Genomic DNA, 15,230 nt, shown 5'->3' with positions numbered 1-15,230 from the left:
CTTGCCCTGGGCCTCCTTGTCGTCGGGGGGTGCGACGGCCGCGTCCTGTGCGGATCTGGACTCGGTGGTGGCGGGGGCGTGGTGGGCCAGGCGGAGTTTCTTGGCCGCGACGTCGGACTTGACCTTGCGGAAGCCGGGGGCCTGGGCGGGCGACGGCTTCACCGGGGCCGTGTAGCGCTGGGCGACCAGGCGGGAGACGGCCCTGTTGCCCGCCGCGCGTTGCAGGCGTTGGAGGCTGCGGGGATCGGGGGCGGGGCGGTCGCCGGGCGGGCGTTCCGGTGCCGGCACCGTTGTGCGGGAGACGTCCGGACTGGCGGGAGAGGGGCGGGCAGCGGTGGCATCCTTCTCCGGAACCGCCTTCATCCGCCCTCCCTCCCGACCGCACACACCCCCGACCGCGCATGGCCCTGTCGGCGTCCCAGGGTGTGCGCAACGCCCGCGCGGTACGCAGGGCAGGCGCACCGAGGTCGGGGCAGGGACCGGCGGCACGTACAGCACGAAGGTGTTGCCTGATCGGGCAGGGGCCGGTGCACGGGTGGGCGGCCGTGTGTCCGTTCCCGGTGATCGCCGGTGTCGCGAGAATTGCGGGCGTTCCCGGCCAAGGAGAGACTCACATGCCGTCGTACCTGTCCCCGGGCGTCTACGTCGAAGAGATCGAGTCCGGATCCCGGCCGATCGAAGGGGTGGGCACCTCGGTCGCCGCCTTCGTCGGCTTCGCCCGCAAGGGCCCGTTCGACGAGCCGACGCTGATCACCAACTGGAGCCAGTTCGCCGGCACGTTCGGTGACTTCGTCGACGGCGCGTATCTGGCGTCCGCCGTGTACGGGTTCTTCGCCAACGGCGGCGGCGTCTGCTACGTGGTGCGCATCGATGACGGTACCGAGCCGACGGCAGAAGGGGACGACGAACGGAGCGCCGGGCAGCTGCCCGCCGGGTCCGAGACGCAGCTCGGGCCGTACGCGGTGAAGCCCCGACCCGGTGTGACCGGGGAGGTCACCGTCGAGGTGACCGAGGTGGAGGGGGACGATCCGCCCTCCGACGTCTTCCAGCTGATCGTGAAGCGGGACGGGCAGGTCGCGGAGACGTATCCGAGCGTCACGACCAAGCGCAGCAAGGAGAACGTCGCCACCCGGGTCAACGCCAAGTCCGAGCTCATCGAGATACGCGAGACCGGGCGCGGTGCCGCCCCGGCCAGGCCCGGGACGCAGAGCGTGACGCTGGCTCCCGCCGCGCCCGCCTCACCCGCCGCCGGGGCGCTGACCCCCGAGCTGTACGTCGGCGACCCCGACCGCCGGACCGGGCTCGGCGGGCTCGAAGCGGTCGAAGAGGTCACGACCATCGCGGTGCCGGACCTGATGAGCGCGTACGAACGCGGGCTGCTGGACCTGGAGTCGGTGATCGCCGTGCAGCAGGGGCTCATCAGCCACTGCGAGTTGATGGGTGACCGGGTCGCCATTCTCGACCCGCCGCCGGGGCTGAGCCCGCAGCAGATCCGTGCCTGGCGCACCGACCAGGCCAACTTCGACTCCAAGTACGCCACGCTCTACTACCCCTGGATCCGGGTCGCCGACCTCTCGTCCGGGCGCGCCCGGCTCGTACCCCCGAGCGGCCACATCGCGGGCGTCTGGGCCCGCAACGACGAGTCGCGCGGGGTGCACAAGGCTCCCGCCAACGAGGTCGTACGCGGTGCGGTCGCCCTGCAGACCCAGCTGACCAAGGGCGAACACGATCTGCTCAACCCGATCGGGCTGAACTGCATCCGGTCCTTCCCCGGGCGCGGCATCCGGGTCTGGGGCGCGCGCACGCTGGCCTCCGACCCGGCCTGGCGCTATCTGAACGTCCGGCGCCTCTTCAACTACCTGGAGGAGTCGATCCTCACCGGTACGCAGTGGGTCGTCTTCGAGCCGAACGACGACGCCCTGTGGGCCCGTATCCGGCGCACGGTCTCGGCGTTCCTGGTCAACGAGTGGCGCAAGGGCGCACTGTTCGGGCTCACTCCGGAAGAGGCGTTCTACGTCAAGTGTGACCGCGAGACCAACCCGCCGGAGAGCATCGACGCAGGTCAGGTCATCTGCGAGATAGGGGTGGCACCGGTCAGGCCGGCCGAGTTCGTCGTCTTCCGCCTCTCCCAGCTGACCGGGGGCACCGGCGGAGTCGACGAGTAGCGCGGCCCGGTCCCCTAGGTCCACCAAGCGGTAAGAGCCGTAAAGGAGCCTGTTGTGCCACTTCCCGATCTCGACAGCACCGTCGGGGCCTCCTTCGGCCTCGAATTCGACAGCGTCGTCATCAAGCAGATCACCGAGGTCAGTGGTCTGAAGATGGAGCAGGACGTCATCGAGCTGAAGCAGAACACCGCCGACGGCCGCTACGCCATCAAGAAGCTCCCCGGCAGGCCGAAGGCCGGTGAGGTGACCGTGACCCGCGGTCTCACCGAGGACAACAGCTTCGAACGGTGGATCAAGGACTCCCGGTTCGGCCGGATGACCGCGGCCCGCCGCAACGGTGCGGTCATCGTGTACGACCACGAGGGCATCGCCATCAAGCGCTACAAGCTCATCAACGCCTGGCCGAAGTCCCTGGAGATCGGGACCCTCAAGGCCGGTGACACGTCCGTCCTGACGGAGAAGCTCGCCATCACGTACGAAAGCATGGAACTCGACTGATGCGACGTACGACAGAGGCGTCCGCCCCGGCACCGGCCTCGGATCCGGTCGGGGGGACGGAACGGCGGTCCGGGCAACGGGAGCCGCTCCGTACCGAGTTCACCTTCGAGCTGCCACGCGGGTACGTCGACGAGACGGGCGCCGTGCACCACACGGGCGTCATGAGGCTCGCGACCGCACGCGACGAACTCGTGCCGCTGCGGGACGACCGGGTACGTGAGAACTCCGCGTACCTCTCGGTCGTGCTCATCGCCAGGGTCGTCACCCGGATCGGCACGATCGACGACATCCATCCCGGCATCATCGAGGACCTCTTCGCCTCCGACCTGGCCTTTCTCCAGGACTTCTACCGGCGGATCAACGCCGAGGGGCACACTCGCGCCGCCGTCTCCTGCCCGGCCTGCAAGGAGGAGTTCGCGGTGAATCTCGCCGGTGGCCGCCTGGGGGAATCGTGACGTACGCGGCCGACCTGCTCTACGAGGAGGTCGCGTACCTCGCCTATCACTTCCACTGGCCGCTCGATGAGCTGCTGGACCTGGAACACCCGGAACGACTGAGGTTCGTCGCACAGATCGCTCGCCTCAACGGGCAGTAGCGAACAGCGCAGGGAGGGCGGGAGAATCCATGGGCCTGATGTCCTGGCTGCGCGGCGGCGGTGGCGGGCGTACGGAGACGAGCGCGGGTGCGGGTGCCGGGGCGGAGACGGGTGCCGCTTCGCCGGGCGTGCCCCGTGAGCGGGCGGATCTCGCCGGACTTCCGCCCATTCAGCGGGTGTTGGGTGCTCAGGATCTGGTCATCGATCCGTCCGGGTTCCAGGGCTCGCTCTCCACCCGGCAGGACACCTCGCTCGGTACACCCCTCGGGCATCTGGTCAGCCCGGACGCGCCCACCGGTCTGGTGCACGGGATCACCACCCCGGCTCCGGCGGAGCGCCCGTCGCCGGTGCAGCGGTCCGTGGAGCGGCCGGGAGAGCCGCCGGTCCGGACCGAGTACGTAGCCCTGTCCGTGCCCCTGTCCGTGCCCATGTCGGTGCAGCGGGCTGCCGCAGGCGGTGCGCCCGCGATGACGTCGGCCGGGGGATCGGCCGTGGCGGGGTTGCCGGTACGGCAGTTGGTGGGCGAGCAGCCCCTCGCACCGGCATCGGCTCCGGAACCGGCGGCAGAGGAGTCCTCCGGCCCGACATCGCTCCCGTCCCCGTCCCCGTCCCCGTCGCTGCCCGTTCAGCGTTCGGCGTTGCCGCCTGCCCCGGACCGGCCCCGGCGGGCGCCCGGTCTCGGTGCGCCCATGTCCGCCCTGCCGCCCACCGCACAGCGGCAGGCCGCCCACGCCGCACCGGAGACGGAGGGGACGGAGTGGGCGGAGGGGACGACAGGGGGTGTTGCGGCAGCCGGAGCGGCAGAGGCCACTGCGGCTGCCGAGGTCCCCGGGGATTCCGGGTTCTCCGCGCCGTCCGGAGTTCCTGAGCCCTTCTCCGACACCAGTGGGCCCACCGCACCGTTGCTCGGAGACTCCCCGCTGCTTCCCGCCGGGCCGGAACCCGTAGCGGCGGCTCCCGCGCCGTCGGTGCAGCGGTCCGCCGCCGTGTCCTTTCCGGGCCCGCTCGCGCCGCCCCGGACATCCGACCCGGTCGCACCCCTGCTCGCCGACCGGCCCGTGTCGCTCCAGGCCGGGCCGGGCGGCGGTGTCGGGGCCGTACAGCGTTCCGCCGTGGACCGGGCGGAGGCGGCGGCAGCGGCTCCGTGGGCCGGTACGGGGGCGACGCCCGGTCCGTCGTCGTACTCGCCGCCGTCCGCCTCGCCGTCCGCTCCGCCGGATTCCGTTCCGGTGCGCTGGACCCCGGACCGGGCGGGCGTGCCCTCGGTGACACCGGCCGCATCCCTGCCGGCGGCGTTGCAACGTACGGCCACGGCTCCGGGGGAGGCGGCGCGTACGTCGTACCCGTCCCGTCCCGGCCTCCAGCGTCAGGCAGCCGGCGGGCCGCCGGTGCCGCGTTCATTGCCGGGTTCCGGTAGTCGGTCCGTACCGTCCACCGCTCCCGGCCCTTCCGCGACCTCCTTCACCACGGCCGGTTCGGCCGCCGTGGCCGCCGGAGTGGCTCAGCGCGCGGCGGACGGCAGCGTCGTCTTCGGGGCGCCGCCGCCCTCCTACTCGGCGCCCGTCGTCCAGCGCGAGACGGAGAGCGAGGAGCCGCCGCCCCCGGATCCGCCCCAGGACGCCGCGCCCGAGGCCGAGCCGGAACCCGGGCCCACGGCCGAGGCCCACGGTGCGCCCGGCGCTCCCGGGGCCGCCCCGGCCCACGGCGGGGCGCCCGTCGTCACCGACGAGCTGGTACGTGCCCTGTACGCGCCGCTCAGCAGGCTCTTCAAGGCGGATCTGCGGCTGGAACGCGAACGAGCGGGATTCCTCATCAACACCAGGCACTGAAAGCCGGACACGACCAGGCACTGAGATCGAGAGGTACGGACCATGGCCACCGCCCAGGAGAACGATCCCGCCGTCAGTGTCTGCTTCGTCGTCACGATCGACGACATCGAGCTCGGATCATTCAACACATGCGACGGGCTGGGCTGCGAAGTGGTGCTCGAAACCCGTGAGGAGGGCGGCAACAACGGGCATCTGTGGCAGCTGCCGACCCGGCTGAAGTACTCGAACGTCAAGCTGTCCCGGCCGCTCACCAAGGAGACCGAGAAGGTGGCGCGCTGGTTCGCCACCATGACGACCGGGTTCAGCCGCAAGACGGCGCACATCGAGGCGCGGACCGGGGACGGGCAGAAGGTGGCCCAGTGGGGGCTGCTGGAGGTCGTGCCGGTGCGCTGGACCGGACCCTCCTTCACCCCCGAATCGCCCAAGGTCGCGATGGAGACGATCGAGATCGCCCATCACGGCTATGTGATGGAGGGCTGAGCGTCGTGAGCGGTGCCGGTCCCATCGCGTTCAGCGCCGCCGGTACGTCCGGGGCGGCGGGAGCGAAGGCGGGCAAGAGCGGTTCGGCCCGGCCCAAGCTGGAGCACGCCTATCTGGAGCTGCGGACCCCGCCGACCGGCGGCGGACTCACCCCCGGCGGCCCGTGCGGGCGGATCGACTTCCAGTTCAACCCCAAGGAGCTGAGCCTCACCAAGGCCGCCTCCTGGAAGCGGAGTCCGGCCAAGGGCGCGAAGAGCTCCGGCCCGCCGGAGTACCAGGGCTCGCAGCCCAGCAAGCTCACCGTGGAGATGTTCTTCGACGCCAGCGACACCCAGGACACCCGGGTGGTGACCTCCGTGGAGCAGCTCTTCGCCTGCTGCGTGCCGACGAACGAGACCCGTCAGCAGCAGCGGTCCTCGCCGCCGTGGGTGGTCTTCCACTGGGGCGGGCTGACCGGGTTCCCCGGCTACGTGAGCCAAGTGCAGGCGAAATACACCCTGTTCACCACGTCGGGCGTGCCGATCAGGGCCGTCTGCCAGGTGACGATGGAGGAGATCAGCGGCGACACCCCGGGCCAGAACCCGACCTCGGGCGCCCTCGCCGCCCGCCGGGTGCACCGGCTGGGCGCCGGGGACTCGCTGCCCTCGCTCGCCCAGCGCGAGTACGGCGACCCGGCGGCCTGGCGGGTGATCGCGGAGGCGAACGGGATCGACGACCCACTGCGGCTGGCCCCCGGACGGCAGCTGCTGCTCCCCGCGCTCGACGAGCTGAACCGGCTCCGAGAGGCCGAGGGCGGAGGGCGGTCCTGATGGCGCAGTCGGGCGTCGCGACGGCGCTGGTGGTGGAGTTCGGCGGCAGTCCGCTGCCGGCGAAGTTCGTGAACACCCTGGTCGAGGGGTACGTAGACGACAGCCGGACGCTGCCCGACCTGTTCCTCCTGCGCTTCCGCGACCCGGACCGGGTGCTGCTGGAGCAGACCGGGCTGAAGATCGGCAGCGAGGCCCGGCTGCTGGCCCGCGCGGGCGGCGACTCGGCACCGAAGCCGCTGCTCAAGGGGGTCGTCACCGCCCTGGAGGTGGAGCTCGACGAGACCGGCACGTTCACCGTCGTACGCGGGCTCGACGAGTCGCACCGGCTGTTCCGGGGGCGCCGGGTGGCCAGCTACCAGAACATGACGCTCGCCGACATCTGCGCCCAGGTCGCCCAGCGCGCCGGACTCAAGCCGGGCACCGTGGACGTGGCCGGTCCGGTGCTCGAACACATCGCCCAGCCCAACGTCACGGACTGGGAGTTCATCCGGGACCTGGCCGAGGAGGCGGGCGCCCAGGCGTACGTGCTGGACGGCCAGTTGCACATCACCCGGCCCGCGGAGGCGAGCGGCGCGCCCGACGGTTCGGCGCGGGCCGACCGCGACCCGCTGGTCCTGGAGATGGGCAGCAACCTGCTGCGCTGCCGGGCCGGGGTGTCCTCCGCCGAGCAGGTCTCCGAGGTCGAGGTGCGCGGCTGGGACGTCAAGGCCAAGCAGCCGCTGGTCGGGCGGGCGCCCGCCGGGAAGTCGGCGACGCTGGAGCTGGGGGTGAGCGCGGCCGAGGTGTCCGCCCCGTTCGGCGAGGCGCGCTTCGTGGTCACCGATGCGGCGTACGGGGCGCAGGCGCAGGTGGACCAGGCGGCGAAGGCCCTGGCCGAGCGGATCGCCGGGTCGTTCGCGGAGCTGGAGGCGGTGATCCGGGGGAACCCGGAGGTGCGGGCCGGCAGCGCGGTGGCGCTCAACGCGGTGGGGGCGCCGTTCGAGGGGCGGTACACGGTCACGTCGTCCCGGCATGTCTTCGACCCGGTGCGCGGCTACGAGACCTGGCTCACCGTCTCCGGGCAGCAGGAGCGTTCGCTGTTCGGGCTGACCGGCGGCGGGCCCGGACCGGGTGGCTCCGGCACGGGGTCCGGTGGTGGCTCACGGTGCGCGGGGCTGGTCAGCGGGACGGTCACGGACACCCATGACCCGGAGGGCTCGGGCCGGGTCAAGGTGCGGTTCCCCTGGCTGTCGGACGAGTACGCCAGCGACTGGGCGCGTACGGCCCAGTCGGGCGGGACGAGCGGCGGCGAGGCGTTCATCCCCGAGGTCGGGGACGAGGTGCTGGTGGGGTTCGAGCACGGCCACCTGGACCGTCCGTACGTCCTCGCCGGTCTGTACAACGGGAAGGACCGGCCGTCACAGGGCAGTGGGGGCGGGGGTGGAGGCGGGGGCGGCGGAGGCGGCACAGGCACCGCCGGAGGCGGGCCGGGCGGTGTGGCCGGCGCGGTGACCGGAGCCGTGACCGGCGAATCGTCCGCTTCGGGATCCGCCCAGGGATCCGCCGCGCCGGGGTCCGCCCCGGAATCCGCCCCCGGCACCCCCCTCGTCGACCCGACCAGCGGTGCCGTCAACCGGCGTTCGATCGCCTCCAAGAGCGGTAACCAGCTGGAAATCCTGGACGATGCCAACGGCCCGCAGGGCGTACGCCTGCTCACCGGCGACGGAAAGCTGAAGATCGATCTGGACCGCAAGGGCACCGTGATCGTGATCAACAGCGACGGCAGCGTGAACATCGAGGCCAAGCAGCAGGTGTCCATCAGGGCCGCCCGCGGCGTCGCGCTGGACGGCGGCCAGGGAACGCTCGAACTGAGCGGCGACAGCGTCACGTTGAAGTCCCGCGGCGGAGTGAGCGTCGACGGCGGGACCGGCGAGGTCAAGCTCTCCACCGGCGGCACGGTGACCGTGAAGGGCGCCCAGGTCGCGGTCGACGGAACGCAGCGCACCGACATCAAGAGCGGCGGCTCCCTCGCCGTCAACGCACCCATGGTGAAGATCAATTGACGGCGCGGACGCGCGGAGCGAGAGGAACGGACTGCCATGTCAGCAGCCGCACGGGTCGGTGACCCCACCGGCCACCCCGGCACGGTCGGGCCCCCCGGCGTCCCGACCGTGCTGATCGGCGGGCTCCCCGCCGCCACGGTCGGCACCCCGCACCTGTGCGCGATGCCGCCGCCCGCGGTCCACGCCCCGTCCGCGATCATCCCGCCCGGCAGCACCACGGTGCTGATCGGCGGCCGCCCCGCCGCCCGGGTCGGGGACCGGGCCGCCTGCGGCGCGCCGATCGTGTCCGGGTGCCCGACGGTGCTGATCGGAGGCTGAGCGGCCATGGGACAGGAGTTCATCGGCGCGGGCTGGGCCTTCCCGCCGCGCACCGACGCCACCGGCTCCATCGCCCTGGTGCGCGGTGAGCACGAGCTGGAGGAGTCGATCCGGCTGATCCTCGCGACGTCGCCGGGCGAGCGGCCGATGCGGCCGGAGTTCGGCTGCGCCGTCAACGACTACGTGTTCGCCCCGGCGGACGCGGGCACGGCCGGGCAGCTCGCCTACGAGGTGCGCCTCGCGCTCGACCGGTGGGAGCCCCGGATCGAGGTCACCGAGGTCGTCGTCCGGTTCGACGAGGCGGACAACGGCGTCCTGTACATCGACATCGGCTACACCGTGCGGGGCGCCAACGACCCCCGGAACCTGGTCTTCCCGTTCTATGTGATCCCGCAGCACGAAGAGGTGGACGGCGCGTGACACTGCCCAGCCCGTACCTGGACGACCGTCACTTCCAGGGCCTGGTCGACGAGGCGAAACGGCTCGTCCAGCAGCGCTGCCCCGAGTGGACCGACCACAATGTGTCGGACCCCGGAGTGACCCTCATCGAGGCCTTCGCGACCATGGTCGACCAGCTCGTCTACCGGGTGAACCGCGTTCCGGAGAAGAGCTATCTGACCTTCCTCGACCTGATCGGGGTCCGGCTCCACCAGCCCACGGCCGCCCGCACCGATGTGACGTTCCGGCTCTCGGCGCCACAGCCCGAGCCGGTACGGGTACGGGCCGGCACGGAGGTCGCGACCGTACGCACCGAGACCGAGGAAGCGGTGGTCTTCACCACCGAGGGCGAACTGTCCATAGTTCCCTGCGAGTTCGCCCATCTCGCCACCTGGCCGACGTCCGGCGACACCCTGGACCGTACCGAGGAGCTCGCGCTCGGCCGCCCCGTCCCCTGCTTCGGCACCACGCCCGCGCCAGGCGACGCCCTCTACGTCGGCCTGTCCGCGGCCGTCCCCTCGGGCGTCGTCGTGCTCCGGCTGGACTGTGCCGTCGAGGGCGTCGGCGTGGACCCGCTGCGTCCGCCGCTGGTCTGGGAGGCGTGGGACGGCGGCGCCTGGACGGCCTGCGAGGTCGAGAAGGACGACACCGGCGGCTTCAACCGGTCCGGAGAGCTGATCCTGCACCTCCCCGAGGGCCACACCCCGAACGTCGTCGTGCGCCGGACCGGCGGCTGGCTGCGCTGCCGGCTGGTGGAGGCCGCCCCGGGGCAGCCCACCTACATGGCGCCCCCGGTGGTCCGCCGGATCACCGCGTTCACGATCGGCGCGACCGTCGGCGCCGTGCACGCGGAGACCGTGACCGACGAGGTGCTCGGCCCGGCCGAGGGCGTACCCGGCCAGACCTTCACGATCAGCCGCCCGCCCGTCGTGCCCGGCGACTTCGTCGTCGAGGTCGCGGATCCGTCGGGCGGCCCGCAGGGCACCGAATGGACCCGGGTCGACGATTTCGCGCACTCGGGCCCCGAGGACCGGCACATCACGCTCGACCCCAACTCGGGGCGGGTCGAGTTCGGTCCGGCGGTACGGGAGCGGGACGGCTCCATCCGCTACTACGGGAAGGTGCCGCCGAAGGGCGCCACCGTACGAGTGCGCTCGTACCGTACCGGCGGCGGCCTGCGCGGCAACGTCGCCCGCTCCACCCTCCGGGTGCTGCGCAGCGCCATCCCGTACGTGGCCCGGGTGGAGAACCGCGGCGCGGCGCTGGGCGGGGTGGACGGCGAGACGGTGGAGAGCGCACGGGTGCGCGGGCCGATGACGCTGCGGACCCTGCACCGGGCCGTCGTGCCGCACGACTACGAGCTGCTGGCCCGCGAGGTCGCGCCCGACGCGTCGCGGGTGCAGTGCATCCCGGCCGGCGAGGACTCGGACGTCGAGGCGGGCGGGGTGCGGCTGCTCGTCGTACCGGCCGGGCGGAGCGACGAGCAGGGCCGGATCCGGTTCGACGAGCTGGTCCCGCCGCAGCAGACCCTCGCCCTGATCGCGGGCCATCTGGACGAACGAAGGCCCATCGGCGCCCGGTTGGTGGTCGAGCGGCCCTTCTACCAGGGCGTCACGGTGGTCGCCACGGTCCAGGCCCGCCGGGGTGTCGTACTGGAGAAGGTGCGGGAGGAGGCGCTGACCGCCCTCTACAGCTACTTCAACCCGCTGAGCGGCGGACCGGGCCGGGACGGCTGGCCGTTCGGCCGGCCGATCCAGTCGGGCGAGGCGTTCGCCGTGCTCCAGCAGGTGGCGGGCGTGGACCTGGTGGAGGACGTACGCCTCTTCCCCGCGGACCCCGTGAACGGACAGCGCGGCGAACCCACCACCAAGATCGCGCTGGACCGGCACGCGCTGGTCTTCAGCTACGAGCACCAGCTCCGGGTACGGGAGGCCTGACCACCATGCGCACAGCCGTGACCGGCCTGCCGACGCCGCACCCGCTGATCGAACAGCTCCCGGCGGTCTACCTGGAACAGGACTTCCTGCAACGGTTCCTCGCGGCGCTCGACGACGTACTCGCCCCGGTCCTGCTCTCCATCGACAACCTGCCCGCCCACCTCGACCCGCGCAGCGCGCCCGAGGACTTCCTCGACTGGCTGGCCCAGTGGGTGGCCGTCGACACCCGCACGGACCACCCGGTCGAGCAGCGGCGGGCGACGGTGCGCGGCGCGGTCGAGCGGCACAGCCGACGGGGCACCCGGCGCGGCCTCGCGGAGGCGGTGCTGCTGGAGACCGGGATCGAGCCGGAGATCGTGGAGAGCGGCGGCACGGCGTGGTCGACGATGCCGCACACCCGGTTCCCGGGCGGCCCGCGGCCCTGGGTGACGGTCCGGGTCCGGGCCACGCGGCCGTACCAGGTCGACCGGGTGCGGCTGGAGGAGCTGATCCGTACGGAGATACCGGCGCATGTGGGCTTCGACCTGGAGGTGCTGTGATCTGCGAGTCGTGCGGGCAGAACAACGCGCCGGGGACGCAGTTCTGTACGTCGTGCCAGGCGTTCCTGGAGTGGGAGGAGCCGCCGGGCGGAACCCCGGCGCCTTCCACCAACCGGCCGCCCCGGGCGCATTGGGATCTCCACGTTCCTCCGGCCGCTCCCGCGCCGCAGCCGAATCCCCAGCCCCAGCCCCAGCCCCGGCCGGAACCGTCCCCCCAGCCCTCCCCCCAGCCCCAGCCCCCCGTCGCGCCGACCGCCGCCCCGCGCCGCCCCGGAGACGAGACGGACGAGCCGGTGCCGGGGCCCGAGGCGCTGCCCGACGTACCGCCCGAACCCGCGAACACACCCCCGGGCCCACCGCCCGCACCGCCCGTCATCTGCCCCAACTGCCGTACGGAGAACGCCCCGGAGCGCACCCTGTGCGTCCGCTGCGCACTGCTCCTGAACCCGGGACCGCCGCCCGAGGCACGGCCTGTCCGGTGGCGCCGGATCCTCCGGCGGCGGCCGCGTCAGGCGCCCACCGCGGGCACCCGGCCGAAGCGCCGGCTGTGGCGCCGCCCCGGTCTGGCGCTGCCGATCGTGCTGATCGTGCTGGCGTGCGGGGTCTGGTTCGCGCTTCCGCACGTGCCCGGCTGGTTCGGCTTCGCCAAGGACGAGACCGGGACGCCGGAGGCGGTGCCGCCGACCCGGTTCCGGGCGTCCAGCAGGGCCCCGGGGCACCCGGCGGGTGCGGCGTTCGACGGCTTCAACAACCGCTACTGGGCGCCCTCGGCCGCCGGAGCCGACACCGGGGTGGGCCAGTACCTGGAGTGCGACTTCGAGCAGCCGGTACGCGTACTGAAGCTGGTGGTCTTCCCGGGCACGTCGGCCAAGGCGGACGAGTTCCTCACCCAGGCCCGCCCGGCGAGGATCACCGTGCTGCTCACCTCCGCCGACGGGACCAGCGTCAGCAAGAAGCTGCGGGTCAAGGACCAGCCGGGCCAGCAGACCTTCGACCTGCGCGGCTCGGAGATCGTCAGGGCCCGGCTCACGACCGACACCACGTACGGAGCGGGCCCCGGCCGACGTCTCGCCGTGGCCGAGATCGAGTTCTTCGGCCGCAGGCCCTGAGCCCTGACCGGCTCGACGAGGCGGCAACGTCCCCGCCGGGGCGGAGACGTTTCACCGGGGGCGGACGGCCGAATACGGTGTTCGCCCGTGCCGGGACCACCGGTGATCCAGGATGGACGGCACAGTCGGCGCACCCCATCGGAGTCCCTCATGACCACAGGCCAAGACACCTCCGCGTCCCGGATGGACACCAGCAGGCCGCACCCGGCACGGGTGTACGACTATCTGCTGGGCGGGAAGGACAACTACCTCGTGGACCAGGCGGTCGGCGAGAAGCTTCCCGAAGTTGCCCGGCGTGCCTGTCTGTTGAACCGGGCGTTTATGCACCGGGCGTCGGCATGGGTGGCCGGTACGGGCGTCGACCAGTTCCTCGACATCGGCACCGGCATTCCCACCGAACCGAATCTGCACCAGGTCGTCCAGGCGGTCGACCCGGCGGCCAGGGTCGTCTACACCGACAACGACCCCATCGTCCTGCGTCACGCCGAGGCCCTGCTGACCAGTACGCCGCAGGGCGTCACCTCGTACATCGAGGCGGACGTCCGCGACCCGGAGGCGATCCTCGCGCACGCCCGCGAGGTGCTGGACTTCGACCGGCCGATCGCGCTGTCGCTGATCGCGCTGATGCACTTCCTGACGGACGAGGAGGACCCGTACGGCCTCACCCGTACCCTCGTCGACGCGTTGCCGTCCGGCAGCTACCTGATCCTCTCGCACGGCACCGCGGACTTCCTGCCGGCCGAGCTGACCGAGCGGATCGGCAGCACGTACCGGGAGGGCGGCATGACGCTGCTCGCCCGCGACCGCGCGCAGGTCGAGCGGTTCTTCGAGGGGCTGGAGTTCGTGGCCCCCGGGCTGGTGTCCGGCCCCGAGTGGTACAAGGACACGGAGGCGCCGGAGTACGAGCCCAACGGCGTGTACGTGGGAGTGGCGCGGGTCCGCTGAGAACGGGTGCGCGGCGCCTGCGGGTTCCGGGGCCGTCACGTCCTGCGCAGCTCCACCAGCGCCTCCGCCTGCGCGAGACCGCTCTCCTCGACGACCTCGCGCACGCTCTGCGCCTCGCGCACCAGCGCGAACCGCACCCGCCCGTCGGGGCCGGTGCGGTAGCCGTACACCGCGGGCCGGGGCAGCGAGTTGTACGAGAAGTGCGAGGAGAAGTAGTACGCGCCGGTGTCGTGCAGGGCCACCACGTCGCCGGGCTCGACGGCGGGCAGCTCGACGCCGGTCGCGGTGAGGTCCCCGGCGAAGCAGCAGGGGCCCGCGATGTCGACGACCTGGGGCGGGCTCTGCTTGGGGCGGCCCGCGGCGTCGAAGACCCCGACGCGCAGCGGCCAGGAGCCGGGCATGAACACCGTACGGGTGGCGACCTGGGCGCCCGCGTGGGTGACCGCGATCCGCCTGCCGCCGGCCGACTTGGTGTACTCGACGACGGTGCCGATCGTTCCGCTCTTGGCCAGCAGCGAGCGGCCGAACTCGGTGACGAGGGTGTAGCGGCCGTCGAAGAGCCCCGGTACGGCCGCCCGGAGTGCGGCGACGTGGTCGGCGTACGTGGGCCGGTCGTCCTCGTCGGCGAAGTTGACCGGCAGGCCGCCGCCGATGTCGATCCCGGTGATCCGGGCGCGGCCCAGCCGGTCGTTGATCCGCTCGGCCAGCTCGTACGCCGCGCGGATGCCCTCGGCGATGAGCGGCAGCGGGCAGCCCTGGGAACCGACGTGCGCGTGCAGCCGGTTGAGCCAGGGGCGGTGCTCGAACGCCTCGGTCACCGCGTCCACGGCACCCGGATCACGCAGCGCGACGCCGAACTTCGAGGTCGCGGTCGCGGTGCTCATCGCGCCGATGGCCCCGGCCCCGACCTGCGGGTTCACCCGGAGCCCGATGGGTCCGGCGGCCTCTCGGCCGGCCAGCAGGCGGTCCACCCGGGCCAGCTCCTGGAAGTTGTCCAGGTTGATCGCGATGCCGTGGGCGAGCGCGAACTCCAGCTCCCCGACGGTCTTCGCGGGGCTGTCGAAGACCAGCCGGTCGTACGGGAACCCGGCGGCGAGGGCCTGCTCCAGCTCACCGGGCGAGGCCACCTCGCACCCCATCCCCGCCTCCGCGAGCAGCCGCAGCACCGGCACCAGACCGCACGCCTTGGCCGCGAACGTGTGCTGCACCGGGGCGGGCCCCTCGAACGGCGCCTCGAAGGCCTCGTTCAGCGCGTCCACCGCGGCGAGCACACCGTCCACGTCGAGCAGTCCGACCACGGGCGAGTGCGGACCGAGCAGCCCGTCCTCGACGGCACGCGCCAGCGCCGCCGTGCGGCGGTCACCGCGTTGCCGGGCCGCCGAGTCCGAAGTCATGCCAACCACCACAACATCCCTCCGTCTGCCTGGTCGTCACGTAGGAACAGCTTCGGCGCCCAGGGACCGGCGCGTCTTCGACCGACACGACGACGCCTGCCCGGATTCTTTGACCTGCCGGACAGCCGAACG

The 15,230-nt window shown here is 72.5% G+C and carries 16 protein-coding genes; 14 read left to right on the top strand and 2 right to left on the bottom strand.

Annotation, left to right across the window (positions count from 1 at the left end; genetic code table 11):
* Nucleotides 1-363: hypothetical protein (locus ABZ622_RS29650; RefSeq protein ID WP_360548310.1), on the bottom strand; the 363-nt coding region annotated here is incomplete at its 3' end.
* Between the two features lie 251 nt (nucleotides 364-614).
* On the opposite strand from ABZ622_RS29650, the gene ABZ622_RS29645 reads away from it, so the two are divergent.
* From ABZ622_RS29645 to ABZ622_RS29580, 14 genes are all read left to right on the top strand, one after another.
* Complete coding sequence (locus ABZ622_RS29645) at nucleotides 615-2,165, top strand: phage tail sheath subtilisin-like domain-containing protein (protein ID WP_360548308.1); 1,551 nt, start codon at nucleotides 615-617, stop codon at nucleotides 2,163-2,165.
* A 54-nt stretch (nucleotides 2,166-2,219) separates the two neighbouring features.
* Nucleotides 2,220-2,663 carry a phage tail protein gene (locus ABZ622_RS29640; protein ID WP_072488539.1) on the top strand — a complete coding sequence of 148 codons (444 nt, stop codon included), beginning with the start codon at nucleotides 2,220-2,222 and terminating at the stop codon, nucleotides 2,661-2,663.
* Entirely contained in the window at nucleotides 2,663-3,118 is a 456-nt protein-coding gene (locus tag ABZ622_RS29635) for a hypothetical protein (protein WP_360548306.1), read from the top strand. Before ABZ622_RS29640 ends, ABZ622_RS29635 begins: the two co-directional genes overlap by 1 nt.
* Nucleotides 3,115-3,258 (top strand): DUF6760 family protein, encoded by a 144-nt coding sequence (locus ABZ622_RS29630; protein ID WP_093896703.1) that lies wholly within the window; start codon nucleotides 3,115-3,117, stop codon nucleotides 3,256-3,258. Before ABZ622_RS29635 ends, ABZ622_RS29630 begins: the two co-directional genes overlap by 4 nt.
* 29 nt (nucleotides 3,259-3,287) lie before the next feature.
* Nucleotides 3,288-5,087 (top strand): hypothetical protein, encoded by a 1,800-nt coding sequence (locus ABZ622_RS29625; protein WP_360548304.1) that lies wholly within the window; start codon nucleotides 3,288-3,290, stop codon nucleotides 5,085-5,087.
* Between the two features lie 42 nt (nucleotides 5,088-5,129).
* Nucleotides 5,130-5,567 carry a phage tail protein gene (locus ABZ622_RS29620; RefSeq protein WP_072488542.1) on the top strand — a complete coding sequence of 146 codons (438 nt, stop codon included), beginning with the start codon at nucleotides 5,130-5,132 and terminating at the stop codon, nucleotides 5,565-5,567.
* 5 nt (nucleotides 5,568-5,572) lie between these two features.
* Nucleotides 5,573-6,376, top strand: coding sequence for a peptidase M23 (locus tag ABZ622_RS29615; protein ID WP_360548302.1), 804 nt, complete (start codon nucleotides 5,573-5,575; stop codon nucleotides 6,374-6,376).
* Nucleotides 6,376-8,418 carry a VgrG-related protein gene (locus ABZ622_RS29610; protein ID WP_360548300.1) on the top strand — a complete coding sequence of 681 codons (2,043 nt, stop codon included), beginning with the start codon at nucleotides 6,376-6,378 and terminating at the stop codon, nucleotides 8,416-8,418. The genes ABZ622_RS29615 and ABZ622_RS29610 overlap by 1 nt, the downstream gene beginning before the upstream one ends.
* Nucleotides 8,419-8,454: 36 nt before the next feature.
* Nucleotides 8,455-8,736: a PAAR domain-containing protein gene (locus tag ABZ622_RS29605; protein ID WP_266914271.1), complete on the top strand. Its 282-nt coding sequence runs from the start codon at nucleotides 8,455-8,457 to the stop codon at nucleotides 8,734-8,736.
* Between the two features lie 6 nt (nucleotides 8,737-8,742).
* Nucleotides 8,743-9,156, top strand: a complete 414-nt coding sequence (locus ABZ622_RS29600) for a GPW/gp25 family protein (protein WP_124720016.1) — start codon at nucleotides 8,743-8,745, stop codon at nucleotides 9,154-9,156.
* Nucleotides 9,153-11,111: a putative baseplate assembly protein gene (locus tag ABZ622_RS29595; RefSeq protein WP_360548297.1), complete on the top strand. Its 1,959-nt coding sequence runs from the start codon at nucleotides 9,153-9,155 to the stop codon at nucleotides 11,109-11,111. Before ABZ622_RS29600 ends, ABZ622_RS29595 begins: the two co-directional genes overlap by 4 nt.
* A 5-nt stretch (nucleotides 11,112-11,116) precedes the next feature.
* Nucleotides 11,117-11,650 (top strand): phage tail protein, encoded by a 534-nt coding sequence (locus ABZ622_RS29590; RefSeq protein ID WP_350979342.1) that lies wholly within the window; start codon nucleotides 11,117-11,119, stop codon nucleotides 11,648-11,650.
* A 293-nt stretch (nucleotides 11,651-11,943) separates the two neighbouring features.
* Nucleotides 11,944-12,759: a discoidin domain-containing protein gene (locus ABZ622_RS29585; protein WP_360548295.1), complete on the top strand. Its 816-nt coding sequence runs from the start codon at nucleotides 11,944-11,946 to the stop codon at nucleotides 12,757-12,759.
* Between the two features lie 150 nt (nucleotides 12,760-12,909).
* Nucleotides 12,910-13,704: an SAM-dependent methyltransferase gene (locus ABZ622_RS29580; RefSeq protein WP_360548293.1), complete on the top strand. Its 795-nt coding sequence runs from the start codon at nucleotides 12,910-12,912 to the stop codon at nucleotides 13,702-13,704.
* Nucleotides 13,705-13,739: 35 nt separating this feature from the next.
* Here the strand turns inward: ABZ622_RS29580 and ABZ622_RS29575 are convergent, their stop codons facing one another.
* Nucleotides 13,740-15,098 (bottom strand): diaminopimelate decarboxylase, encoded by a 1,359-nt coding sequence (locus ABZ622_RS29575; protein ID WP_360548291.1) that lies wholly within the window; start codon nucleotides 15,096-15,098, stop codon nucleotides 13,740-13,742.
* Between the last annotated feature and the right edge of the window lie 132 nt (nucleotides 15,099-15,230).

The sequence above is a fragment of the Streptomyces sp. NPDC007164 genome (assembly GCF_040634135.1).
GTDB lineage: Bacteria > Actinomycetota > Actinomycetes > Streptomycetales > Streptomycetaceae > Streptomyces > Streptomyces sanglieri.
Note: the sequence above shows the minus strand (reverse complement) of the source record. Positions and strands in the feature narration are given on the sequence as shown.